14 protein-coding genes are annotated in these 24334 nt (G+C 65.5%); 7 read left to right on the top strand and 7 right to left on the bottom strand.

Translation table 11 applies throughout. From position 1 onward, the window contains the following. Positions 1-295 precede the first annotated feature (295 nt). Positions 296-1180 carry a 4'-phosphopantetheinyl transferase superfamily protein gene (locus Q0996_RS04435; protein ID WP_299616442.1) on the top strand — a complete coding sequence of 295 codons (885 nt, stop codon included), beginning with the start codon at positions 296-298 and terminating at the stop codon, positions 1178-1180. Here Q0996_RS04435 and Q0996_RS04430 read toward each other — a convergent pair. Next, complete coding sequence (locus Q0996_RS04430) at positions 1177-7011, bottom strand: non-ribosomal peptide synthetase (RefSeq protein WP_299616439.1); 5835 nt, start codon at positions 7009-7011, stop codon at positions 1177-1179. The two genes, Q0996_RS04435 and Q0996_RS04430, sit on opposite strands and share 4 nt — an antisense overlap. 264 nt (positions 7012-7275) lie before the next feature. Beyond that, complete coding sequence (gene asnB, locus Q0996_RS04425) at positions 7276-9228, bottom strand: asparagine synthase (glutamine-hydrolyzing) (protein WP_299616436.1); 1953 nt, start codon at positions 9226-9228, stop codon at positions 7276-7278. 492 nt (positions 9229-9720) lie between these two features. Here asnB (Q0996_RS04425) and asnB (Q0996_RS04420) point away from each other — a divergent pair, with 492 nt between their 5' ends. After that, entirely contained in the window at positions 9721-11604 is a 1884-nt protein-coding gene (gene asnB, locus Q0996_RS04420) for an asparagine synthase (glutamine-hydrolyzing) (RefSeq protein ID WP_299616433.1), read from the top strand. A gap of 77 nt (positions 11605-11681) precedes the next feature. Here the strand turns inward: asnB (Q0996_RS04420) and Q0996_RS04415 are convergent, their stop codons facing one another. After that, on the bottom strand, positions 11682-12620 hold the full coding sequence (locus tag Q0996_RS04415) for a hypothetical protein (protein ID WP_299616430.1): 939 nt from the start codon (positions 12618-12620) through the stop codon (positions 11682-11684). Positions 12621-12972: 352 nt separating this feature from the next. Here Q0996_RS04415 and Q0996_RS04410 point away from each other — a divergent pair, with 352 nt between their 5' ends. Further along, positions 12973-14043, top strand: a complete 1071-nt coding sequence (locus Q0996_RS04410; protein ID WP_299616428.1) for a polysaccharide deacetylase family protein — start codon at positions 12973-12975, stop codon at positions 14041-14043. Positions 14044-14053: 10 nt separating this feature from the next. On the opposite strand, the gene wecB is transcribed toward Q0996_RS04410, so the two are convergent. Further along, positions 14054-15187: a non-hydrolyzing UDP-N-acetylglucosamine 2-epimerase gene (gene wecB / locus Q0996_RS04405; protein ID WP_299616427.1), complete on the bottom strand. Its 1134-nt coding sequence runs from the start codon at positions 15185-15187 to the stop codon at positions 14054-14056. 211 nt (positions 15188-15398) lie between these two features. Here wecB and Q0996_RS04400 point away from each other — a divergent pair, with 211 nt between their 5' ends. The 4 genes from Q0996_RS04400 to Q0996_RS04385 all read left to right on the top strand — a co-directional run bounded on the left by Q0996_RS04400 (position 15399) and on the right by Q0996_RS04385 (position 19317). Continuing rightward, on the top strand, positions 15399-17135 hold the full coding sequence (locus tag Q0996_RS04400; protein ID WP_299616425.1) for a hypothetical protein: 1737 nt from the start codon (positions 15399-15401) through the stop codon (positions 17133-17135). A 163-nt stretch (positions 17136-17298) separates the two neighbouring features. Further along, positions 17299-17550 carry an acyl carrier protein gene (locus Q0996_RS04395; protein WP_299616423.1) on the top strand — a complete coding sequence of 84 codons (252 nt, stop codon included), beginning with the start codon at positions 17299-17301 and terminating at the stop codon, positions 17548-17550. Positions 17551-17564: 14 nt separating this feature from the next. Continuing rightward, positions 17565-18428 carry a hydrolase 2, exosortase A system-associated gene (locus Q0996_RS04390; protein WP_299616490.1) on the top strand — a complete coding sequence of 288 codons (864 nt, stop codon included), beginning with the start codon at positions 17565-17567 and terminating at the stop codon, positions 18426-18428. Continuing rightward, positions 18412-19317, top strand: coding sequence for a hydrolase 1, exosortase A system-associated (locus tag Q0996_RS04385; protein ID WP_299616420.1), 906 nt, complete (start codon positions 18412-18414; stop codon positions 19315-19317). Before Q0996_RS04390 ends, Q0996_RS04385 begins: the two co-directional genes overlap by 17 nt. Here Q0996_RS04385 and Q0996_RS04380 read toward each other — a convergent pair. The 3 genes from Q0996_RS04380 to prsK all read right to left on the bottom strand — a co-directional run bounded on the left by Q0996_RS04380 (position 19293) and on the right by prsK (position 24245). Further along, a complete protein-coding gene (locus Q0996_RS04380) occupies positions 19293-20552 on the bottom strand; it encodes a TIGR03087 family PEP-CTERM/XrtA system glycosyltransferase (RefSeq protein ID WP_299616418.1) in 1260 nt (419 codons plus the stop codon). The two genes, Q0996_RS04385 and Q0996_RS04380, sit on opposite strands and share 25 nt — an antisense overlap. 59 nt (positions 20553-20611) lie before the next feature. Then, positions 20612-22009, bottom strand: coding sequence for a PEP-CTERM-box response regulator transcription factor (prsR, locus tag Q0996_RS04375; protein WP_299616416.1), 1398 nt, complete (start codon positions 22007-22009; stop codon positions 20612-20614). A gap of 73 nt (positions 22010-22082) precedes the next feature. Further along, entirely contained in the window at positions 22083-24245 is a 2163-nt protein-coding gene (prsK, locus tag Q0996_RS04370; protein WP_299616414.1) for an XrtA/PEP-CTERM system histidine kinase PrsK, read from the bottom strand. Positions 24246-24334: the final 89 nt, after the last annotated feature.

Here is a 24334-nt window from a genome sequence, read left to right as displayed (position 1 = left end):
AATCGGAAGGGATTTCCCTATTCGAAAGTGTTAACCATATATATCGGGAGCCCATCCCCTGACCAATGACATTTTTGGTTCTTGTTGTTTCTATTCAGCAAACTCCGCGGTTAGTCTTTATTTCTTGTTTCGCTAATTGAAACAGGTTGGTTGCTGGGCATCACTTTGGTTGCTGTCTTCAATCAATTGTCCCATGAAGGGTTCAATTTATTCCGAGTTTTATTTTCTAGTGGAATACAGCTATGGGTCGAGTCGCCGCTCTTTCCAGGTCTGTGCGGGCAAGCGCGATGCGTGAATGACCGAAGGCTCGCACACGGCGAAGCAGCCTTGTTGCGTCCCAGCGCGCCCTCTACCCTCCAGCGTCATGGAAATCCGAGGGTCCGAGCGGCCGCTGGGCAGAGGCGCGAGCGGCGAGGGGCCGGAGCGCGGTGGGCCCCATCGGCAGAACGAGCGGTCGCCGCGGAAGCCGGCGGGGCTGAACGGCGCGGTCGATCTCTGGCCGATCGCTCTGGATGAGGTCGCGGGGCAGGGCGAGGCGGCACTGCTCAGCGCGGACGAGACCGCACGGGCTGCGCGCTTCCGCTTTGACCGGGACCGGCAGCATTTCATTGCCGGCCGGGCGGCCCTGCGGCGGATCCTGGCCCGCTATCTGGACAGGGATCCTGCGGCCCTGCGCTTTGCCTATGGCTCGGCCGGAAAGCCGGCGCTGGGCGGACCGCCGCAGGGCGAGGATATCCAATTCAACCTCTCCCACAGCGCCGGCCAAGCCCTGCTGGCGGTGGCGCGCGGGCGTGCGTTGGGTGTCGATCTTGAGGCGCTGCGCCCGAGCGACGATCTGCCAGCCGTGGCCAAACGTTTCTTCGCCCGCGGCGAGCTCTCCGCCCTGGCGGCCATCCCGCAGGCGCTCTATGCGCAGGCCTTCTTTGCCTGCTGGACGCGCAAAGAGGCCCTCTTGAAAGCCTATGGCGGTGGCCTCAGCCTGCCGCTTGACGGGTTTTGCGTATCGGTGGATCCAAGGGCGCCGGCGCGGCTGATCTCCACCGACTTCGACCCCGGTGCGGCGGGGCGATGGTCGCTGATGGATCTAGCCCTCGAGACACCCCTCGACCAACGCTTCAGGGCCGCGCTGGCGATCGAGGGGCCGCCGCCGCTCTGCCGCTTCCGCAGCCTGGACCGCTAGTCCCCGCCGAGGGTCTTCTTCAGCAAATCGCTGAAGTTGGCGATGTGGTCGTCGTCCAGCCAGTTGCCGTGGTCGCCCGGCATGACCTGGACCGACCCGCCCTTCGTGGTGTTGTCATACCATTGCTGGTTCAGATCCCGGGAATTGCGCGGACTGGTTTCAGTGCGCACGATCACGACCTCACCGTCGAAGCGCCGGGCCGGAAGGTAGCCATCGATTGCCCGGAAGATCTTGTAGTCGATGTATTCGTGGCGCAGCTGATGGGACAGCGTGGCCCTGCGCAGGTTGCTGTAGGCGCCGCTGCTGACGAATTGATGCAGCTGCTTGGCCACCCGGAAGGGGAAGGTTCTGCCCAGCACGAAGCCCGGCGCTTCACGCATGGCCGGCGGGATCCAGAGAACCAGGCAGCTCACCTCCTGGCCTTTTTGCTGCAGTTGCAGGGCCGCTTCGAAGGCGACATAGGCGCCCTCGCAGCCGCCGCCCAGCTTATAGGGTCCCTCAGGCTGCACCGACTGGAGGTGGCGCACATAAGTGGTCGCCATGTCCTCAATCCGGTCAAAGGGCTTCAGACCCTGAGACATCCGCTGGCTTTGCAGCGCATAGATGTCGAGCTGGTAGAAGGGCTGGTCGGTACCCAGCCGCCGCGCCAGCTCGCGGTAGCGCGGATGGCTGCCGCCGGCGAAGAAGGGCGTGCGCGATCCGGCGCTCTGTACGGCAAGGAAGCTCTCCTCGCCGGTGAGCTGGTCCACCTGGACAGCGCTGGGCGCCGGTGCTTCCACCTCTGTCGCTCCCAGCATGCGGGCGATTGCCTCGATGGTCCGGCCCTGCAGCAGGGCGGCCAGGGTAATGCGCTGGCCCATGCGTTTCTCGATCGCCGCGACCAAGCGGATGGCGAGGAGGGAATGCCCCCCAACCTCGAAGAAGTCGTCGTGCACGCCAAGCGGCGAGACGCCGATCACCTCCTGCCAGATCTCCTGCAGCTCCTGCTCCACCGCATTGCGCGGGGCCAGGTAGCTGGCCGCTGCTTCGTCGCGAATGCCCTGCGGCTCCGGCAGGGCCTTGCGGTCGATCTTGCCGTTGGGCGTCAACGGCAGGCTGTCCAGCACCACGGCGATGCTCGGTGTCATGTAGTCCGGCAGATGATCGCGCAGACGGGAAAGGATCTCTCCCGTGGTCCCGTCGCCGCCCTCACCGGCCAGAACCAGATAGGCCACAAGGCGCTGGTCGCCCGGTACGTCCTCACGCAGCAGCACCACGGCCTGACGCACGGCGTCCTGGCGTTCCAGCAGCGTTTCGATCTCGCCCAGTTCGATGCGAAAGCCCCGCATCTTGACCTGGTGGTCGGTCCGGCCCAGGCAGACCAGCGTTCCGTTGGCTTGATAGCGCGCCAGATCGCCGGTGCGGTAGATGACGCCATCCGGCGCGTCGGCCACGGGATTCTCGATGAAACGTTCGGCGGTGAGCTGCGGGCGGTCGAGATAGCCGAGGGCCACGCCGGTGCCGCCGATGCAGAGTTCGCCGATGACCCCCGGCGGGACGATCTTGCCGTAGGCATCGATCAGATAGATCTGGGTGTTTGCGATGGGCCGGCCGATCGGCACCGGTCCTTCACCGCTCTCCACCGGGTGCACCGCCGACCAGATGGTCGTCTCGGTCGGGCCGTACATGTTCCACAGGCGCTTGACCCGCGGCAGCAACTGCTCCGCCAGCGTCCGCGGCAGTGCCTCACCACCGCAGAGTGCGGTGAATTGCGGATCGCCCTGCCAGCCGCTGTCGATCATCATCTGCCAGGTCGTCGGCGTCGCCTGCATGACTGTGGCGCCGGTTTCGCGAAGCTGCTCGGCCAGCAGCTCGCCGTTGGTCGCCACCGCGCGGCTGGCGATGATGACCCGCGCGCCGACGGTCAGCGGTAAATAGAGTTCCAGGCCGGCGATGTCGAAGGAGAGGGTGGTCACCGCGAAGAGCCGGTCCTCTGCCGTTAGCCCAGGTTTCTCGGCCATTGTCGTGAGGAAATTGACCAGGGCGCGATGCGGCAACCGCACGCCCTTGGGCAGGCCGGTGGAGCCGGAGGTATAGATGACGTAGGCGAGGTCCTCCGGGCCGAGGCCGACTCCCTCTGGCGGTGTCTTCGGCTGTTCCGCCAAGGCCGCGCTGTCGGCATCGAGGCGCACCAGGGTCACCGTTTCGCCCACCAGGTCCCGGCAAAGATCGCCTTCGCTCACCAGCAGCCCGATCTTGGCGTCCTCGATCATGAAGCTCTGGCGTTCGCGCGGGAAGGTCGGATCGATGGGCACGTAGGCACCGCCGGCCTTCATAATGCCCAGCAGGCCGATCAGCATGGCCGGCGAGCGCTCGAGGCAGAGGCCGACCAGCGTGCCGGGGCCGACCCCCAAACCGCGCAGGTGGTTGGCCAACTGGTTGGCGCTCAGTTCCAACTCGCCATAGGTGAGCTGCCGGTTCTCGAAGACCACGGCGACGGCGTCGGGGCTGCGCGCCGCCTGGGCCTGGATCAGGTCCGGCAGGCATCGGTCGCCCGGCAGTTCGGCCGCCGTGGCGTTCCACTCGACGAGCTGCTGGCGGCGCTCCTCCGGGCTGCCGATCGGCAGCTCGGAGATGCGCTGCTCGGGATCGGCGACCATGGCCGCCAGCAGGATCTTGTAGTGCTCGATCATGCGGGCAATGGTCGAGGTCTCGAAGAGATCGGTGTTGTGCTCCCAGATCATGGTGAGCGCATCCTGATCGCTGCCCTGCTTCAGGCCCACGTTCTGGGCGGAATGGGGGATGCCGATCACGCCGAGATCGAATTTCGCCGAGCCGTTGCTGAGCACCGGGGTCAGCTTGACGTCCAGCCCCTCCAGGGTCTCTTCCGGCATGGGCTCGTCGTGGAAGCTGAACATCACCTGGAACAGCGGGTTGTAGCTGAGGTCGCGCTTCGGCTGCACCGCCTCCACCACCCGGTCGAAGGGCACATCCTGGTGTTCGGCGCCTTCGAGCAGCAGGTCGCGTATCTGGGCGATGAATTCGCGCACCGTGGGATTGGCCTCCAGGGAGGCGCGGATCACCACGTTGTTCAGGATCATGCCGATCAGGCCTTCGGAGGCCTGCTGGCGCCGGTTGGCGAAGAAGGTGCCGATCGCCACGTCGTCCTCGCCGCTGTAGCGATGCAGCAGCGCCATGAAGCCGGCCAGCATGGTCATGAAGAAGCTGCTGCCTTCCTGCCGGCTGAGCGCGCGCAGGTCGTTACAGAGATCGAGCGGAATCTCCGGGCGCAGCGAGGTGCCGCGGAAGGTCTGGCTGGCCGGGCGCGGGCCCTTGTGCGGCATATCCAGAACCGGCGGAATGGTCTTGAAGCGCTCCTTCCAATAGGCCAGCTGGTGGTCCGATACGGCCCCCTGCATCCACTGGTGCTGCCAGGTGCCGAACTCGGCGAACTGGACCGGCAGCTCGGGCAGCGGCGAGGGCTCGCCCTTGGCATAGGCGCGGTAGAGATCCACCAGCTCGCGGAGGAAGACATTGAACGACCAGCCGTCGTGGACCAGGTGATGCTCCGAGTGCATCAGGCGGTGGTCATCCTCGCCCATCTTGACCAGGTTCCAGTGGACCAGGGGGATCGCACCCAGATCGAAACGGCGGTCGAACTCCTCGGCACACCAGGCCTTGAGCGCGGCCTCGCGCCGGTCTTCGGGCTGTACCGAAAAGTCGATCAGGGTGAGCGAATAGGGCTCGGCCGGATGGATCACCTGTTGCGGCCGGCCTTCGATCATCGGAAAGGACGAACGGTAGCTCTCGTGACGCCGGAGAATCTCGTCCAGTGCCTGTTGCAAGGCGGCGAAGTTGAGCTTGCCGCGGAAGGCAATCCAGGAATGGAAGTTGTAGGCCAGATTGTCGGGATTAAGCGTGTGGATGAACCAGATCCGCTCCTGGGCGAAGGTCAGCGGGATGTGCTCTCCCCGCTTGACCTCTACAAGCGGCAACTCCTCCAAGCCCTCGGCGCTGGGCGGCAGGGCCTCGACCCGCGGCAGCAGGTCCGCCACCGTAGGGTTCTCGAAGAGCAGGCGCAGGGGCATGTTGACCTTGAAGGTCTCGCGAACGCGCGTGGCGATCTGGGCCACCTTCAGGGAGTCGCCGCCAAGCTCGAAGAAGTTGTCGTTGACGCCGATGGTTTCGACCCGCAGCACCTCCGACCACAGCGCGGCCAGGCGCGTTTCGCCCTCGTTGCGCGGGGCCAGGTAGTCTTCGGCCAAGGAACCGCGGTCGATGCTGGGCGCCGGCAGGGCGTTGCGGTCCACCTTGCCGTTGGGGGTCAGGGGGAAGGCATCGAGGGTGACGAAGAGGCCCGGGACCATGTAGTCGGGCAGGCGGGCCGCCAGGGCCTCGCGCAGGTCGCGGCTGGTGGGTTGCTGCCCCTGCTTCGCTGTGAGGTAAGCCACGAGTTGCTTGTCGCCGGGACGGTCCTCGCGGGCCATCACGACGGCCTGATTGACGGCCTCTTGCTGCTCCAGATTGGCCTCGATCTCGCCGAGCTCGATACGGAAGCCGCGGACCTTGACCTGGAAGTCCACGCGGCCCAGGTGGTCCAGCGTGCCGTCCGGGCGGAGGCGCGCCAGGTCTCCAGTCCGGTAGAGACGCTTGCCGCTCGCCGTCTCAAGGGGATGGTCGAGGAAGCGTTCGGCGGTGAGCTCGGGTCGCTTGAAGTAGCCCCGCGCCAGACCCTCGCCGCCGATGAAGAGCTCGCCCGCTTCGCCAGCCGCCACCGGCTTCAGGGCCTCGTCAAGGATCTGGATTTCCGTGTTGGCGATGGGATGGCCGATGGGCACCGGCCCGTCGCCGCTCTCGACGCGCTGCAGTGTTGACCAGATGGTGGCTTCGGTCGGGCCATAGAGGTTCCAGAGTTCGGCACAGCGCGGCAGCAGCTGTTCGGCCAGATCGCGCGGCAGGGTCTCGCCGCCGCAGAAGATGCGCAGGCTCGCCTTGCCGGCCCAGCCCGCCTCCAGAAGCAGGCGCCAGGTCGCCGGCGTCGCCTGCATGACGGTGACTGCCTCTTTCTCGATGGCCTCCGCCAGCAGACGGCCGTCGCCGGCAAGGGTTCGGCTGGCGAGGACGACGCGGGCGCCCACCGTCAGCGGCAGGTAGAGCTCCAGGCCGGCGATGTCGAAGGACAAGGTGGTGACGGCCAGAAGCCGGTCATCGGCATTCAGCCCCGGCTCCTCGCGCAGGCTGGCGAGGAAGTTGGCCAGGGCGCGGTGCTGGATCTCCACCCCCTTGGGCCGCCCCGTCGAGCCGGAGGTGTAGATGATGTAGGCCAGGTCATCGGCCGTCGCCGCGCTCTCGGGAGCCGTCTCGGGGTGTTCGGCGATCTGCGGCCAGTCGCGGTCGAGACAGAGCAGCTCTGCGTCGCCGGCCGGAAGGCTGCCGAGCAGGCCTTCCTGGGTGAGGATCAGCTTGCTTTGCGAGTCCTCCAGCATGAAGGCGATGCGCTCGCCGGGGTAGGCCGGATCGAGGGGAATGTAGGCGCCGCCGGCCTTCAAGACACCCAGTAGGCCAACCACCATGTCCGCCGAGCGCTCGATCGCCAGGGCGACCGGCTGGTTGGGCTGCACGCCGAGGGATTGAAGTTTGTGGGCCAGCTGGTTCGAGCGCCGATCCAGCTCCTGATAGGAGAGGCTCGTCTCCCCGAACACCAGGGCCGTCGCCGCCGGTGTCCGCGCCGCCTGCTCCATGAACAGGTCAGGAAATGTGGCGCTGCGCGGGTCGCCTTCGAGCGGACCGCTCACTTGCCGGACAGTGTCGCTCAACGCGGTCTCGCCTGCGGTCACAGCGGAGTCGTTCATGATGCCTCGGCCCAGTTTGATTGATGCCCCGTATCGCCGGGCATTCTTAGCATAACGCCTAGCGGTTGTTCACCCTCCGATGCCCTCCGAACCCCCAAAGAAGGGGTGCTAAGGGCGCGGCGGCAACCCTTCAGTCGAACTCACAGATGGAGCACAACCATCGGAGCGGAAATTAACCATAAGACTTTGATTGCTTTGTGACTCAGCGCTGCGTAGCTGCACGGCAGGAGGCGGACGGAGCGGTACGGCTCGGCTGCTTGCGCCTCAGAAATACGCGCGCAACCAAGCCTCGGCACTCAACAGCCGCCAGAGCCGCCACATGGCGCCACCCTGGGCGCCGCTGTTCGCGAAAAAGTCGTCGACGATGGCGCCGAGAGGTTTTGGATGCAGGAAGGCCGCGAGCCTTGATGCCTTCTCATCCTTCAGCGACAGGGCAAGGGACTTGAGAGGACCGTTCAGCCAGATGGAGCCGGGGCCGGAGAAGGGCAGCTTCCGGAAGTCGTTAACGATGATGGGGGGAAGTTGACGGCGTTTCGCCTCGCGCAGAAGGTGCTTGGTCTTTCCCTTGCGGATCTTGAGGCCATTGTCCAGTCCGAAGGCAAATTCGATCAAACGGTGGTCGAAAAACGGTGATCGGCTGACCACTGTATGAGCCATGCTGATGCGATCGCCCATCTCGAGCCAGCGTGGCACATTGCTTTCCACCAGGTCGCTTCTGAGTGCGCGGTCGAGCTCGCTCGACCCGCCGAAGCCGGCGCGTCCCCTACCCTGGTCACGCAGTGGGCTGCGAAACAGCTCGGCATCGGGTGACTTGCGTTCGCCACGCAGGGCTTCAAGGGAACCCTGTAGACCGTCATGCCACCGGCGGGGCAGCATCGCGCGCACCAGCTCCTTTGGCACCGAACAGCCGTGCCAGCGTTTCATTCCTGTGAGATTGCCCATTGCCTCGCCGAAGCGCAGACCGTGCAGGCTGTCGCGCAGGGCCAATGGCAGGTGCCGGCCGTAGCCGGCAAAGAGCTCGTCGCCGCCGAGGCCGTCCAGGACGATTTGGGCATCGCTGCCGCTGACCAGCTTCATCAAACTGTCATTTACCAAGATAGCGGGGTTCCAAAAGGGCCCCTCCATGCTGAAGGCGACCGCGTTCAATCGCTCCTCGACGTTGGATTGTTCCGATGGAAAGATCTTGTGCACGGCGATGTCGATGGAGCGGCAGAGTTCCTCGACCTTGTCGGTCTCGTCGATCGGCATGCCAGGGAAACTGGCGGTGAAGGCCTGCAGTCGGTCACCGATCATGCGCCCGTCGCTGGGGCGGGATTCCAGGACAGTCCCGATGGATGAGATCACGCTGGTCGAATCAAGGCCGCCGCTCAGCATGGCGCCGACCCGCAGGTCGCCGCGCAGGCGAATGCGCACCGCATCGGTCAGCAGCTCGTCCAGCTCCTCCGCTGCAGCCGCGTCACTGCGGGGCGAGCGTTTGTCCATGGTGGCAATGTCCCAGAAGCGGGTCTTTGTGACGCTGCCGTTACTGAGGGTCAGATAGGTTCCCGGCTCCACCGCCTTGATGTCCGCGAAGTAGCATTCCTCGCCGATCGGTGACCAGCCGTTGGCCAGAAACTGCAAGAGGGACTGTTCGTTGGGCCGCAGGGCGATGCCGGGATGTTTGAGAAGGGCCTTCACCTCGGAGGTGAAGATCCAATCCCCGTCCAGGCAGGTGTAGAGCATTGGCTTTTCACCCAGGCGGTCGCGGGCCACGACCAGTTCCTTTGTCTGGTGGTCCCAGACGACAATGCCGAAGACGCCGTTCAGGCGATTGAAGCAGTCCGGCCCCCAGTCCTGATAAGCGGCGAGCAAGACCTCCGTGTCGCAGTCGGTGGAGAAGCGATGGCCCCGCTGAACCAGCTCCTCGCGCAGCTCCACGTAGTTGTAGATCTCCCCGTTGAACAGGATCGCGTACCGCTTGTCCGCGCTCACGAAGGGCTGCCGGCCGGCTGTCGAGAGGTCGAAGATGCTGATTCGGCGGTGGCCCATGGCCACGCCGCGCTCACGCAGCGGCGGGGTGTTGTGCGCATTGCGCCAGAGGACCGGGCCGTTGTCGCCGGCGAAACAGAAGCCGTAGTCGTCAGGCCCACGATGGGCCAGCGCGTGGGTCATGTCCTCGATCAGTTGAGGATCCAACGGCCTTTCAGACGCTTTGTAGTAAGCGATCAGTCCGCACATCGTGCTCAGGCCGGTCCTTTTCCCAATCGAGCCGCGGGTCCCGGGAACGCAGTGGTTTTCGTTGGATTAAGGCATTCAGCATATCGCATGGCGCCGCCGTCCCACAGTTCACACACCTGTTGCGCTCCCCGGGTCGATGCCGCTGCGACATCGCAAGCAGACCCTGGAGCCGTCATGCCCGCGTTCACAACATAACCGCGATCTGCGGTTTCCCGGCAGCGCTGGTGTCTCAAAGGGAACCCGGTCACGGCGCCATGCCACTGGCGTCCAGGCCAGCCAGGCCCGCTGAACCGCATCTTACACGGCAGCGAACGGTGATCGTCAATCATTCTCGAAGCCGAGGTTCCGGTTCTTCCGAGTTACGCACTTTCGGGCAGTTTCACGGATTGTTAATTGACTGAGAGGCCAATTAAATGACGTTACTAGGGCGGTGCCTTGTCGCACAACCTAGTGCGCTGAGCGAGCGACGCGGCCGTTGGGGGGGAGAGGTCAGTGTGCGGGATCTTTGGGATTGTCTACGCCGACGGCAGTCGCGAGCCTGACGACGCCCGGCTGCAACGCACGATCGCCTTGTTGGGGCACCGCGGACCCGACGGCAGGGGCACCTATCGGGAGGCGGGCGTGGGGCTCGGCCACACCCGGCTTTCCCTTCTGGACCTCGACGAACGCAGCAATCAGCCTCTGTGGGACCCGGAAGGGCGCTACGGGCTCGTCTACAATGGCGAGATCTACAACTTCAAGGAGCTTCGCCAGGATCTGGAGGCCCGAGGCCTGCGCTTTCGCACCACGAGCGACACCGAGGTGCTGCTGCTGTCCCTGATCACCGACGGCGCGGAAGCCACTCTGCCCCGCCTGCAGGGCATGTATGCCTTCGCCTTCTTCGACAGGCAGGAACGCAGCCTTGTTCTGTCGCGAGACCGTTTCGGCATCAAACCGCTGGTCCTTTACCAGGACGATCAACAGCTTCTCTTTGCATCGGAGGTCAAGGCCTTCCAGCCCTGGGTGAACTTGCGACCGAATGGTCCCTACATGATCCGCTACCTCATGCAGTTCGGCCAACCGGTGCGCGACAAGTGCCTTTTCGAGAATGTCACCATCGTGCCGCCAGGAGCATTGATCCGCATTAAGGTGGGGGAAACGCCGCGCTTCTCCAACCACTGCGATCTGACCGAAATGATCGACCCCGGCAAGGCCGAGGAACTGGCGCGGCTGAGCGACGAGCAAGTTATCGATCGCGCCGATGAGCTGCTACAGAGCTCGGTTGAGCAAATGCTCTTCGCGGACACGCCGGTGGGCGCCCTGTGCAGTGGCGGCGTCGATTCCTCGTTGCTTATGGCGATGGCGGCCAAGCGGCACAACAACCTGGCGATCTTTCACGCCAACGTGGTCGGCCCGCTCAGCGAGTATGACGCTGCGGCGGCCCTGGCCAAACACCTGAAGCTCGATCTCGTGACCGTCGAGGTGCACGACAGCGATTTTGTCGACCGGATGGCCGAGGTGCTACTCCACTATGAGCAGCCCTTTTCCTACCATCCGCACAGCATCCCTTTCCTCCTGGTCTCGAAGCTGGTTCAAGAGCACCGGGTGAAGGCCGTCTTGACCGGCGAAGGATCGGACGAATGCTTCCTAGGCTACAGCCGCCTCGCACAGAAGCCCTTCTGGGATTTTTATGGCCGCCAGATGGATCGTCTGGCCGGCCTGGTTCGGCGGGTGCCGATGATAGGCGACCAGCTCTGGCCCGCGCATGACAAGATGCACGCGCTTATCGGCCAAATGCTCGGACAGTTCGAGGGTCCCAGGCGCCAGCGGCGGGTCTGGGCCCGATATCGGGAACTCACCGGCAAAGAACCCGACCGCAATATCCAGACGCTCGAGCAACTCGGTTTTCACCTCCGCACCCTCCTGCATCGAAACGACACCATGGGCATGACCGCCTCCATCGAAGCGCGCTTTCCCTTCCTCGACGAGAGACTGGTGGAGACTGCGATCAATCTGCCGTTCCGGCATAAGATCCGATGGGATTCGGGTGTCTGGGAAAAGGAGCACCCCTTCGTCCGCGACAAGTGGATCCTGCGCCGCGTTGCCGACCGCTACCTGCCGAAGTCGCTGAGCCAAAGAAAGAAGCTTGGCTTTCCGGTCTCTGCCTATCGACGCATGGACATCGCCTGTGACTACTTCAAGGACGCGCTCGTCGCAGACTGGTTTGATTTGACCGAGAGTGACCTCGAGTTCCTCTTGGGCGAGGCCGACCAGCGCCTGAAGACACGCCTTGTGATGCTGGAAACTTGGGGACAGGTTTTCTTCAGTGGCCAGTCTTTGGGGGCCATCAGCGACAAGCTCCGACAGCATGTCTCTTTTCGATCGGTGCAAAAATGAGGACCGGCGTCCCCTTAATGGCTGTTGCGCGTCTCTGATCGTCGGCAACGGCGCTGCCCTGGCGCGTGCTTCTTGCGCTACGTTTCCTGATGGCCGACGAGCCGCTTGGGCTCGTTCCGGTGCCCCCGGCTCCAGGCGATCAGCGCCTTGCGTGGCCAGACGCGCATGTAGATGGCCGGGATGTAGGTCCCCTCGGCGAAGAGCCGACGCCGGGTGGCGGAGTTCGACAGCGCCCCCGATTTGCCCTCTTGGTCGCGGCTCACGAAGAGCAGGGCCGCACCGTTCTCGGTCGGAACTTCGCGAAGATGCACCAGGTGGGGGCTGATGGTCTCCAGCGCCGGGTCGAGAAACCAGCTCGCACTCAGCCAGCCCTTCATTTGCGGGTTCAGATCCAACAGTTCGGCGAGCCGGTGATAGGTCCTGCGCCAGCCCTCGAGGTTGAAGTCCTCCAGGGACAGCGTGTGGGCATGGAGGGCAAAGAACGGCGCGAGGCCGCGACAGCGAAAGAGGAGGAGCCAAAGGGCGGCAAACATCTGCTTCGGCCCGCCCGCGATGATCAGCCGCCGGGGAATGCCGGCGCCGCCCTCGGCGAATTCCGCACCAACGGGAATCAAGCGGTGTGTCAGGATCGCCAGGTCCTTGAGAAAACCATCGTCGGCGATGTCGAAAAAGCCGTCTTCGAAACTCTCGATCTGGCGCAGGATCCGCTCGATCTGGCCGACGTAGAGGGCCTTGATGGAATGTGGCAGGCGGTAGCGGCTCTGCTCCCGGGAAAAGCAGGCGATGTAGTGCAGAAGGACATATCTGTTGAAGTCGTGCAGCCGGGCCGGCCGTGAGTCTCGCAGGCGCCGATTGATCTTTTCGATGTTCTCCGGCACCCAGGTGTATTTCTCGCTGCCCCCCTCCGCATCCGGCCCCAGGGCGACCCAGTCTTGCGGCACGGCTTCCCCCAGACGCGCCTCCAGGCGAGCCATCTCCTCCTTTGCCGCGCGTTTCAGGTTGGCAAGACTATCCATTAGATTTGATTCGCCTAAATATTCGTCGAGTTTTCTCGACCAAGAATTATAGGTTCTGCTATTGGAACAAACCTGTGGTGAAAATCGGGTAAAGTCATCGATTGAATTTCTTCGCTTCTTATTTGTATCGCTTACTAGTGGTTGTTATTGGGAACAGATAGCACTTAAAGATAGCGTTTTCTGCGTGCAATACAATTCTCCCGGCAAATGAAGGCCGAACGGGCACCTTTGGCCCTGGGCCGGATATCCTTCAGATTGGGTGCCGGACCTGATAAGACCACTGTCTGTTATCAGTGCAGCGCGGCGCGCGCGAGAACGGCGCCAGGTCATTCACGAGGGTCCGGCTTCCCCAATGAAACTTCTGGTTTTCCGCTTCGCCAAGGCTTGCGGCCTCTTTGCTCTCAGCCGCTGGCTGACCCGCCGGGGCTTGCGGATTCTCTGCTACCACGGCATCTGGTTGGGGGAGGGTCATTACGGCAACTTCCTGTTCATGACGGCGGAGAAGTTTGCCGCGCGCATGGCCTTTCTCGCCCGTTCCGGCTACCCGGTCCTCTCCCTGGAGGATGCGGTCGCGGGTTTGAAGGACGGAACGCTGCCACCCGGTGCCACGGCCATCACCATCGACGACGGCTGGCACGGCACCTATCGCCACATGCTGCCGGCGCTGGAGGCCCACCGCCTGCCGGCGACAGTCTATGTGACGACCTACTTTGCCGAGCGTCAGTCCCCGGTCTTCGATCTCGTTGTCCGCTATCTGCTGGATCGGGCGGGACCGCGGGAGCTGGACCTGGCGGCGCTGGGCGTTGCCGGCGGCGGCCGCGTCGCGCTGGGCGAGGCCGAGGCGCGGGCCGAAGCCGGGGCGACGATCATGGCCCATGGCCGCGAGCGGCTCGACGGTCCCGGACGCGACGCCTTCGGTGCGCAACTCGCCGATGCGCTGGAACTCGACTACCAGGTGCTTTTGGAGCAGAAGGTCTTTCACCTGATGGCGCCCTCGGAAATCGAAGATGCGGTCCGCCGCGGCTACGACATTCAGCTTCACAGCCATCGGCACAGCATTCCGCTCGACGACTTCGATGGCCTGGCGCGGGAGATCGCCGACAACCGCGCGCGGCTGGAACCCGTCGCGAAACGGCGTCTGCGCCACTTCTGCTATCCCAGCGGGATCTACGAGCAAAGCGTCTGGCCGCACCTCGAGGCCCTGGAAATCGACAGCGCGACGACCATCGAGCAAGGGATCAATTTCGCCGGGGCGCCGCCGCTGGCGCTCAAGCGGTTGCTGGATGGTCAAGAGGTGGAACTGATCGAGTTCGAGGCTGAGCTGTGCGGCTTCGTCGAGCTGACGCGGCGCCTGCGGCGGGCCTTTCGCCCACGCCGGGGCGCGGGCGCTGTGCCGGCTCCCGCCGATCAGGGAGCCGGCTGACCCGGCCGAATCACGGCGCTGCGCCTTCCAGGGCCTGTGCCTTGATGCGCGCGTGGCGCTTCAGGCTTTCGGCGGCGCGCTCTGCGGTCCGCCCGTCCCAGAGCTCGGGGCGGCGGCCGGACTTGCCGCGGCCATCCAGGATCGCCTGCACCTCCGCGGCCAGGGTTCCGGCCTTGACCAGGCGGTTGGTGCCCTGGGTGATGGTGATGGGCCGTTCGGTATTGTCCCTGAGGGTCAGACAGGGAATGCCGAGGTAGGTGGTCTCTTCCTGCAGGCCACCGGAATCGGTGATCGCCAGCCGCGCGGTCATCACCAGACTCATGAAGGCGTTGTAGGTCTGCGGCTCGGTCAAATGAACCGCCGGATGCGCAGCCAGCCGGTCAAAGAGGCCGAACTCGGTGAGCCGCGCCTTGCTGCGCGGATGGATCGGGAAGACCAGGGGCAGCCGCTGGGCGATTGCCAGAAGCGCCTCGACGATGGTCGTCAGCACGGCAGGCTGATCGACGTTGGAGGGCCGGTGCAGAGTCACGACGCTGTAACCGCCGGGCGCGAGGCCCAGGCCGTCGGCCATGGCCAGAGCCTCGATCTGGGGACGCTGCAGCTCGAAGGAATCGATCATGATGTTGCCGATGCGGTCGATCTTCTCCGCCGCGACCCCTTCGCTCCGGAGGTTCTCGTCGCCGTCGGGCGAGGGGGTCCAGAGCAAGTCCGCCAGCCGGTCGGTGACGATGCGGTTGATCTCCTCCGGCATGGTGCGGTCGCCGCTGCGCAGCCCCGCTTCCAGGTGGGCGATGGGGATCAGCAGCTTGGCGGCCACCAGACTGCAGGCCAGGGTGGAGTTGACGTCGCCGACGACAATCGTCCAGTCGGGGCGGTCGCTGAGACAGACCTGCTCGTAGGCGGTCATGACTCCGGCGGTCTGCTCGGCATGGCTGCCGCTGCCGACACCGAGGTGATGGTCCGGATCGGGCAGGCCCAGATCGGCCAGGAAGGCGCCGGACATGTTGTGGTCGTAGTGCTGGCCGGTGTGGATCAACAGCGGATCGCACCAGGGCGCCCGCTTCAAGACGTGGTAGAGCGGCGCGACCTTCATGAAGTTCGGGCGCGCGGCGGCGATCAGATGAACTTTTATCGCTGCGCTCATGAGGGCCTTTTGGATGCCCGCAGGGGCCGCCTGGGCGCAAAAAGGGATTCTTTCACGGCGGCAAACATGCCATGTATCTCCACGCTGTCGGGCGGGATGGCGGCGGCGTCCACGGTTTCTTCCATGGCGGCTCCAACCCCAGGATGCTGGTTTGCTAACACAGTTTAATGAAGACTTTCCATGGGCATTCCGGCCGGCTTGAGCACGCCGCATGGCTGATTTCATTCTCTGTCGGGGCCGGGACCCCGAGACGGCGGCGCAGCGGCTGCAGGGGCGGCTGGAGCGGGCCGGGCTGACATTTGCGCCCCTGATGGCCGGTCCCGGCAGCAGCCTGCTCTGGCGCAGTGGGTCTGAAGCGCCGGACGATGCATTTTGGCAGACGGCGGAGGACAACTGGATTCTGCGGTCCGGTCTGTTCAGCCATCGGGGAAGGGCCGGCGCGGATGGCCTTCGAAGCTTTCTCGCGGCCTTCGATCCGGCCGATCCGGACCTGACGGAAACGCGCGGCCAATTCACTCTGCTGATCCGCAAAGCCGCACGCCTGTACCTGCTCGGCGATCCGCTGGGGACCAACAAGATCTACCATGACGGGGATCAGCGGGTTTTCTCCAATCTTTTCGTCGGCGTGGCCGAAGGCCTGGAGACCCCGCACCTCGATGCGCAGGGCTGCTACGAATACGTCTGGAACGGCGTGCCCTCGGGGGAGCGCAGCTTCTTTCAAGAGCTGAGTAGCCTGCCTGCCGGCCGCATGGCGGTGATCCCGGCGGAGGGAACGCCGAGCCAGGTCTTTCTGCCGCCGCTCGATCTGGACGAGACTGAGGCGGTCCCCGGCGAGTCCATGGCCGTGGCCGCCCGGCGCCAGTGCGACCGGCTGACCGCGCTGACGGAAGAGACAGGCAGGGCGTTCGGGGAGCGGGTCAACCTGCTGTTCTCCGGCGGCTACGATTCCCGCCTGCTGCTGGCGCTGCTGCTCGCGGCCGGCATCCGCCCGCGGCTGACGGTCTATGGGCCGGAGGGCGACCGCGACCGGGAGATCGCCGCGCTGGTGGCCGGAGGCGAGGGGCTCGACTTCAATCCGGTGGACAAGTCGCAGGTGGCGACACCGCCGCCCGAGGCCTTCGGGGATGTCGTGCTTGCCGACTATGCCGCTTTCGACGGCTGGCGCGTGACCGGGCTCTTCGACAGCGGTGCCGACCGCCTCGACCGCGAAGCCCAGGCCGCCGGCGGCTGGGCCAAGATGAACGGCTCCCTGGGCGAGATACACCGCAACTTCTTCTATCTCCCCGACCGGCCCTTCACCGCCCGCCAAGTGGTCCAGGCCTTCTATGCACGCTACGACCCCCGGGTGACGACGGCACGTTTCGATGCCGTGGCTTACGAAGAGGGGGTGGCCGAAGCGCTGATGGCCGCCCTCGGCGCGGCCGGGCCGCGGCTGACCCGGCGCCAGGTGGAGCTGGCCTACCCGCTCTATCGCGGCCGCTATTGGAGCGCGCGTGAGGTGCCCCTGAACCAGGGCTTCGGGCTCTATCTCACGCCCTTCATGGAACCCGCCGTCATCAAGGGAACGCCGGACTGGAAGATTGCCTGGAAGAGCCACGGCCTCATCGAGGCCGAGATGATCCGCCAGCTCTCACCGCGTCTGGCGGCCTATCCCTCGGTCTATGGCCGGCCCTTCGACCAGCCGCCGGGCTGGCTGGAGCGTCTGCGCGCCCTGGCGAGCTACCGGCGTCCGATCTGGCTGCGCCGCCGCAGCTATCGCCTCCAGCAAGGCACGCCGGGGCCGAAGCCGGCCTATCTGTCGCCCGCGCATCTGGCCGCCGTCATGGAGCCCGGCTTTCCCAACATGCGTGCCCTCTTCGCGGTGGACCGGGTTGCCGACGAGGAGGTCTTCAACCGCATCGCCACCCTGGAGTTCCTGGCCCAGCGCTATCAGGCCAAGCCGCTCTAGCCGACAGCCTTTCAGCGAGTACCGGTCCCGTCCTTGGCCGATCCGAATTTTTTAACAATAAATCAGTAGGTTAATGGCTCTTTCCAGACAAACAGGTTTTGCCCTATGGTCTCCGCTCCCTGGGGGCGGCCATAGCCAAGCCGGTATGAGAGAAGGACAGTCCATGGCGGTCATCGACGAGGTCAAGCAGGTGCTCGGCGAAACGCTTCAGCTTGGCGCGCGCGCCGACGGCTTCTCAGAGGAGACCAAACTGTTCGGTGCCGTCGCGGAATTCGACTCCATGGCCGTGGTGACGGTGGTAACCGCCCTTGAGGAGCGCTTCGGGATCTACGTCGAGGACGACGAGATCGAAGCCGAGGTCTTCGCAACGGTCGGCAGCCTCGCCGATTTTGTGAACCAGAAACTCACTTCTTGACCACCCCCCTGGTCGTGACCGCATCGCAAGCCCAGACAGACCTTGCCGAGGCGCCGCCGCCTCAACCCCTCTATCTCACCGGCGATGCCGGTCCGCTCTTCGGTCTGCTTCACCCACCGGCTGACGGAACAGATCCGAAGGGCGCTCTGCTTTACCTGCCGCCTTTTGCGGAGGAGGCTAACCGATCACGCCGCATGGCTTTCCTGCAGGCGCGGCGCCTGGCTGGGCGAGGCTGGGCAGTGTTGCTGCTCGACCCCTTCGGTACCGGCGACAGCGCGGGGTCGTTCCATGAGGCGCGCTGGGAGATCTGGCTGGCCGACGCCGGGCGCGGGGCGGACTGGCTGGCGGAGCGCTGGCCCGGGCGGCCGGTGAGCCTCTGGGGCCTCCGGCTCGGCGCGCTCCTGGCCTGCAGCCTGGCAGCCACCGCGCCGCGCCGCTTTGCGCGGCTTTTGCTCTGGCAGCCGGTGGTCCGGGGCGATCAGTTCGTGACCCAGTTCCTGCGCCTGCGCGTCGCCGCGGCCATGGCGGCGGGGGAAAAGGAAAGCGGCCAGGATCTGAAAGCCCGTCTGGCGGAGGGCGAAATCCTGGAGGTCGCAGGCTATGAGTTGGCCCCGGAGTTGGTGGCGGGAATCGAAGCCCTGCGTCTGGAGGGCCTGCTGGCGGGCTTGCCCGGCTGTCGCGTCGACTGGCTGGAGCTCTCCTCGCCGGGAAGCGAATCCGCCCTGTCCCCGGCCAGCCGGCGCGTTTTGGAGTCCTTGCCCGCCGAGGGCGGCCCCGAAGTCACCAGCCAGGCGGTTTCGGGCGAGCCCTTCTGGACCATCCAGGAGATCACCCTGGCCCCGGCGCTGCTCGATGCCACCGATGCCCTCTTTGCCTGATCAGCCGCGTTCGGCCCTGGGCGAGGAAGCGGTTGCCTTCCCCTGCGGCGGCCGCCAGCTCCTGGGTATCCTGCATCATGGCGAAAGCGCATCGAAGCTCGGCATCCTGATCGTCACCGGCGGGCCGCAGTACCGGATCGGCAGCCACCGCCAGTTCCTGCTTCTCGCCCGCGCCTTTGCCGCCGCGGGGGTCCCGGCCTTCCGCTTCGATCACCGGGGCAGCGGCGACAGCGAAGGCCCCTTTCTCGGCTTCGAGCAGATCGACGATGACATCGCCGCCGCGATCGATGCCTTCGTCGAACGCGTGCCCGGGCTTGAGCGGGTCGTGCTCTGGGGCATCTGCGATGCCGCTTCGGCCATTCTCTTTTACGCCCACCGCGATCCGCGGGTCGCCGGGCTGGTGCTGGTCAACCCCTGGGTCCGGGAGGAGGAGGGGGAAGCCCGGGCCATGGTGAAGCACTATTACGGGCGGCGGCTGTTGGACCCGGCCTTCTGGCGCAAGCTGGCCTCCGGCGAGGTGGCTCTCCTCGCCTCGTTGCGGGACTTCGGCGGCAGCCTCGCCGGCTGGCTGCGGACTGCGAGTCCGGCCCGATCCAGTCAAGGCCAGGACGCGGCGCTTTCGCTGCCGGACCGCATGGCCGAAGGCCTGGCCGCCTTTCAGGGACCGGTCGGGCTGATCATCTCCGGGCGCGACCTGACGGCCCGGGAGTTCGAGGACGCGGCTGGCGAGCCGCACTGGCGGCGCCTGCTCGCGGACCCGCGGGTCGCGCGCCACGACCTGCCGACAGCGGACCACACCTTCTCGCGGCGGGTCTGGCGCGAGGCGGTGGCCGACTGGACGCTTTCCTGGCTGAAGAGGATCAATCAGGACGGCGCGACAGAGCGCTGATCCCCGGGGGCTTCGGCGCCGGCGGGGACTCTGGCCGCTGATTCCTCGCCGCTTGCCGCCAGCGTCCGGTCGATGATGCGGTCGAACTTTTCCATGGCGCCGGCCCAACTGTGGTGGCTTTCCATGCGCGCCCGACCGGCCAGCGCGAGGCGCCGGCGCTCCTGCGGGTCGGTCATCACCGAGAGCAGCGCCGAGGCCATGGCCGCCGGTTCCTCTGCCGCTAGCAGGTGCTCGCCGGGCACCGCATCGAGGCCCCGCGCCGCCAGGGTGCTGGCCACCACCGGCACTCCCATGGCCAGGCTCTCCAGGATCTTGTTCTGGGTGCCGCGGGCGATGAGGAGGGGGGCGAGGGAGCAGGCCGAAGCGGTGAGAAAGGAGCGGACGTCCGGCACCCGCCCGGTGACCGTCACGCCCTCGACCTGGGCCAGGGCGCGGACCGCCGGGGCGGGCGACGAGCCGACGATGACCAGCCGGGCATTGGGCCGCCGGGCGCGGACCAGCGGCAAGACCTCCCGCACGAAGGTGGTCATCGCCTGGACGTTGGGGAAGTAGTCCATGCGTCCCAAGAAACAAAGTTGGTCGGGGTCGTAGTCGCCGTTCTGGGGTTGGAAGAACGCGAGGTCGACGCCGTTGGGAAACCAATCGCCGGTGGCACCCGGCGCGATGGCCTGGAGGCTCTCCAGTTCGGCCGGCGTTGCGCAGGTGGCGCAGTCGAAGTCCGCTGCCAGGCGTCGCTCGACCCGGCTCAGCTTGTTCCCTTCCAGCCCATAACCCAGGGACAAGGGGAAGGACCGGTGGTCCCGATAGACCAGCCACTTCTGCGAGTCCATGTCGCAGAAGTCGATGATCTTCGGCACGGCGGCGAAAGGGGCGGCATAGGGCCCCACCGAGGAGCTGTGGGCGATCAGCAGGTCGAAGTGCTGCTCCGCCGCCAGGATCCGCAACTGCCGAGCCAGGGCCTGGGACGCGAAGTATCCGAAGGACGACGGCTGCGGGGTCGGCAGCGCGAGAATCGTCTTCATCCAGGCGCTTGCCGGCCCGATGGGCGCGGTGACGACCGCGGCACAGTGTTGACCGAGGTCCGTGATGGCGGCGCGCTCCGCCTCGCTGCGGGTGAGGGAGGCCACGACCACGCTGTGGTCTTCGCTCAGATGGCGGATCATGTTGAAGGAACGGATGTTGCCGCCGGAGTTGGGCGGGTAGGGAAAGCGGTGGCAGAGAAAGAGAATACGCATGGGCGGGCGCGCGGAGGAGAATTCAGCTCATGCGCGGAAATCGGGGCGTCGCCCCGGCATCATGAACTGCTTTCCTGCTTTGCATCCTGTTCCAAGGAATGCTGTTTCAACAGTTGGTAGAGCGTCGGACGGCTGACGCCCAGCAGGCGGGCCATCTCCGAGCGGTTGCCGTTGGCGATGGCCTGGGCGCGCCGCAGGGCCCGGCCCTCGGCTGCGCTGCGCACGGTGGCCAGATCGACGGGCTCCTCCGCGTCGCCTTCCGGCAGGTCAAGGCGCAGGTCGGACGGGCTGAGGTCCGGCCCGCGCGAGGCGGCGACCGCCCGCTTGATGGTGTTCTGCAGCTCGCGCACGTTGCCGGGCCAGCGGTAGGCCAGGATGGCCGCCAGGGCATCGCTGGTGAAGCCTCTGATCGGGCGCTTCAGTTCGTCGGCGTAGAGGCGCACCAGGCGGTGGGCGATGAGCACCGCATCCTCCGGCCGCTCGCGCAGCGGCGGCAGGAAGAACTCGCTTTCGCTGAGCCGATAATAGAAGTCCTGGCGGAAACGGCCCTGGGCGATCAGCTCCTCCAGGTTCTGGTTGGTCGCCGCCACGACGCGCACGTCGACGGGGATCGAGGTGCGCCCGCCGATGCGCTCAACCCGCCGCTCCTGCAGGAAGCGCAGCAGCTTGGCCTGCAGCGCCACGGGCATGTCGCCCACCTCGTCGAGAAAGAAGGTGCCCCCCTCGGCCTGCTCCACCTTGCCGATGGTGGTCTTGATGGCGCCGGTGAAGGCCCCTTTCTCATGGCCGAAGAGCTCGCTTTCCAGGAGCGTCTCGGGGATGGCCGCACAGTTGACCGCCACCAGCTTGCCCTTGCGGCGCGGGCTCAGTTCGTGCAGCGCCTGGGCCAGGACCTCCTTGCCGGTGCCGCTCTCGCCGGTAACCAAGACCGTGATGTCGGTGGTCGCCAGGCGTTTCAGCTCGTCGCAGAGCTGCAACAGTTCGGGATGGGTGGTGATGAAGCCGGGCAGGGCCTCGCCGCCGCGGGCGCTGGCGAGCTGGCGGTTTTCCGCCTCCAGTTCGTGCAGGCGTTGGGCCCGGGCGACAATGAGTTGGATTTCCTCCACCTTGATCGGTTTCTGGTAGAAATCGTAGGCGCCGAGGGCGATTGCCTTGAGCGCATAGGCACGGTCGGTCTGCCCGCTCATCATGATGACCTTGGTGCCGGGGGCGGCCTGCAGGACCGCCTGGAGGATAGCCAGCCCCGCGCTCGGCCCGTCGGGATCCGGCGGCAGGCCGAGGTCGAGCAGGACCACCTGGGGCCGGGCCTTGGCCAATTGGGCCAGGGTGCTGGCCTGATCGTCGGCCACCGCCACGTCGTAGTCCTCGAACGACCAGCGCAGTTGCTTCTGCAGGCCGGCGTCGTCCTCCACTATCAAGAGCGAGCCGTCTTTTTTCGCTGTCTTCCTGGCGGCCATAACCTATTCGCTAATGAAATCGTTTCGCTGGGAAAAAGGTACTTTCAGGATCCTGCACACTTTATGTTTGGCACTAGGCCCGCGATACAGTTTTTTCCGCCGGTTCACGGGGCAGGATCAGACGCATCGTGGTGCCGGCGCCGGGCGCGGAAATGGCTTCCAACTCGCCGCCCAACTCCCGGGCCAGAACTCTACATTGATAGGCACCGATTCCGAAGCCGCCGCTCTTGGTGCTGCGAAAGGGCTTGAACAGCTCTTCCTCGATAAAGCGCGCCTCCATGCCGGGTCCGTTGTCGCGCACCTCGATCACCATCTGGTGGTCCTGGTCGCGCAGCGTCACGGTGATGCGGCCGTGGGCGCCGGCGGCCTCGATGGCGTTCTGCAGCAGGTGGTTGAGCATGGTCTCGATGCGCGCGCAATCGGTCCTGGGACCGCACTGCGCGGACTGGCCGGACAGGGAAAGGTCGAGGGTATCGACGCTGTCTTCGTACTTGGTGACCAGCCGCTGTAGGAGGGGAACGAGGCCGGCCTCGGGCTCTGCGCCGTTCTTGCCCTTTGCCGGCCCGGTCTCGCTTTTCCCCGCTTCGTTCTCCCGCGCGCCGAGGTTGCCGCCGCTCAGGCGCGCCATGACGTTCTCCATGCGGGCCACCGCCGACTTGATGGTTTCGATCATGTCCTCCTGAAACTCGGGCCTTTCTCCGAAGCGCTCGTGATTTTTCACCATCAAGGAAAGCTGGCTCACCAGGTTCTTCAGGTCGTGGGCCACGAAGGCATAGCGCTGGTTGAAGCGCTCGAACTGGCGCGCTTCCGCAAGGTCGCGGGCCAGCCGCTGTTCGGCGAGCAAGCCGGCTGCCTGGCGCGCGGCCGCGGCGAGCAGTTCCCCGTCCTCCGGCGTCAGGTCGCGGGGCGAGCGCGAGCGCGTCAGCAGCAGCAGGGCGACGAGGCGGTCCTGATGCAACAGTGGGATCAGAACCCAGGCATCCGGGATCGCCTTCAGGGCCTCCAGAAGGCGCGCGCAGGCCTCCGGCGCGTCCGCGATGTCGTCTTCGTCGTCAGCGAGGTCCAAGACCTGATCGCGGGACTTCAGGTAGTCTTCGACGCTCGCCATTTCGACGGCGCTGAGGCTGGTCGGCGAGAGGTTCCAGGCTGCCGCGATGGGCAGGTGATTGTCGCCCACGCTCCACAGCGCGCCCGCCGGGCTGTCGACGATGTCGGCCAGCGCCCGGATCACCCGCCGCTCGAAGCTTTCGTCGCTTTCGGCGGCTGCCAGGCGCCCGCTGAAGCGCAGCCATTCGCCGCGGTAGTCGTACTTGTCCGCCAGCACATGATGCGACAGGAAGTAGCGGACCTGGGCGCGGAACGACCCTGACATCAGGAAGGTCACCAGCAGCAGCAAGGCAGCGAAGAGGAAAATGATCTGCACCGCACTGCCCCAGGCGCCGCCCATGATCCTCACGTAAAAAGCGGCGACCGCCATGATGACCAGATAGATCCCGGCGCCGAAGACAACGGTGGAGCCGAAGACCAGCCGCTGGGAGAGCCCAAGGGCGAAATGGCGCACCTGGCTGCGACGGATGTTGATGATCAGGAAGGGAACCACCAAGGCCTGGGCTAGGCCGCGGATGTCCATGAAGGCCGGGTCGATGGCGCGGAAGATCAGGCCTTCGCCATAGAGAAAGATGTCGTAGGCGAAGAGGCCGCCGGTGGCGAGGCAGAGATATTTGACCCCCCAGCGCTCGGCGGAGCGGTAGCCGCGGTAGAGCGTTTCGGTGAGGGACAATCCAAAGAGCGCGATGGCCAGCCCCATGAGCAGAGGCAGCAAGGCGGAATTGAACCCAAAGAAGCCCAGATTGACCCAGGGCAGCCCAAGCAGAAGGTTCACGCCCAGGATAACCAGAGTGGTGACGCTGAGCAGGGAGATGAATATCCAGCCCAGGAGCAGGCGCTGGGGAAAGCGGGCCTTGTAGGGCTCAAGGGACGCGATGAAGTGCCAGAGAAACCAAGCCCAGGCGAGCATCGCGAACTGCTTGAGAAGCAGGGTCCAGGCGGCGAACCGCGGAATGACGTCGTGGCCGGAGAACGCGACCAGCGCCCAGAGCACGGTGGCTGCGACGGCGGTCAGGAAAAAGGGCCCGTGGCTGCCCCAGCGACCGCGCCAGAGATAGAAGCCGGCCAGGACGAGGTAGGCGAGGGCCGCCGTCCCGTAGCTCAGGTATCCAATGGTCAGTCCCTGCAAGGGTTGTAAACTCCCCTGGCCAAACCCGCCTGAGGCGTATCGATCCGCCCCGGGCTGCGCGCCTTCTATGCAAGAACCAGGATACTAGA

This window comes from Pelagibius sp., assembly GCF_028289705.1.
Taxonomy (GTDB): Bacteria; Pseudomonadota; Alphaproteobacteria; order Kiloniellales; family Kiloniellaceae; genus Pelagibius.
This window is presented reverse-complemented; position numbering and strand designations above follow the sequence as displayed.

Excerpts from the sequence above, each read along its gene's own strand:
- Q0996_RS04395 (WP_299616423.1), top strand. The coding sequence starts at position 17,299 with ATGGCGGTCATCGACGAGGTCAAGCAGGTGCTCGGCGAAACGCTTCAG.
- Q0996_RS04385 (WP_299616420.1), top strand. The coding sequence starts at position 18,412 with ATGCCCTCTTTGCCTGATCAGCCGCGTTCGGCCCTGGGCGAGGAAGCG.
- Q0996_RS04435 (WP_299616442.1), top strand. The coding sequence starts at position 296 with ATGACCGAAGGCTCGCACACGGCGAAGCAGCCTTGTTGCGTCCCAGCG.
- wecB (WP_299616427.1), bottom strand. The coding sequence starts at position 15,187 with ATGAGCGCAGCGATAAAAGTTCATCTGATCGCCGCCGCGCGCCCGAAC.
- Q0996_RS04415 (WP_299616430.1), bottom strand. The coding sequence starts at position 12,620 with ATGGATAGTCTTGCCAACCTGAAACGCGCGGCAAAGGAGGAGATGGCT.
- Q0996_RS04400 (WP_299616425.1), top strand. The coding sequence starts at position 15,399 with ATGGCTGATTTCATTCTCTGTCGGGGCCGGGACCCCGAGACGGCGGCG.
- Q0996_RS04380 (WP_299616418.1), bottom strand. The coding sequence starts at position 20,552 with ATGCGTATTCTCTTTCTCTGCCACCGCTTTCCCTACCCGCCCAACTCC.
- Q0996_RS04430 (WP_299616439.1), bottom strand. The coding sequence starts at position 7,011 with ATGAACGACTCCGCTGTGACCGCAGGCGAGACCGCGTTGAGCGACACT.
- Q0996_RS04410 (WP_299616428.1), top strand. The coding sequence starts at position 12,973 with ATGAAACTTCTGGTTTTCCGCTTCGCCAAGGCTTGCGGCCTCTTTGCT.
- asnB (WP_299616436.1), bottom strand. The coding sequence starts at position 9,228 with ATGTGCGGACTGATCGCTTACTACAAAGCGTCTGAAAGGCCGTTGGAT.
- prsR (WP_299616416.1), bottom strand. The coding sequence starts at position 22,009 with ATGGCCGCCAGGAAGACAGCGAAAAAAGACGGCTCGCTCTTGATAGTG.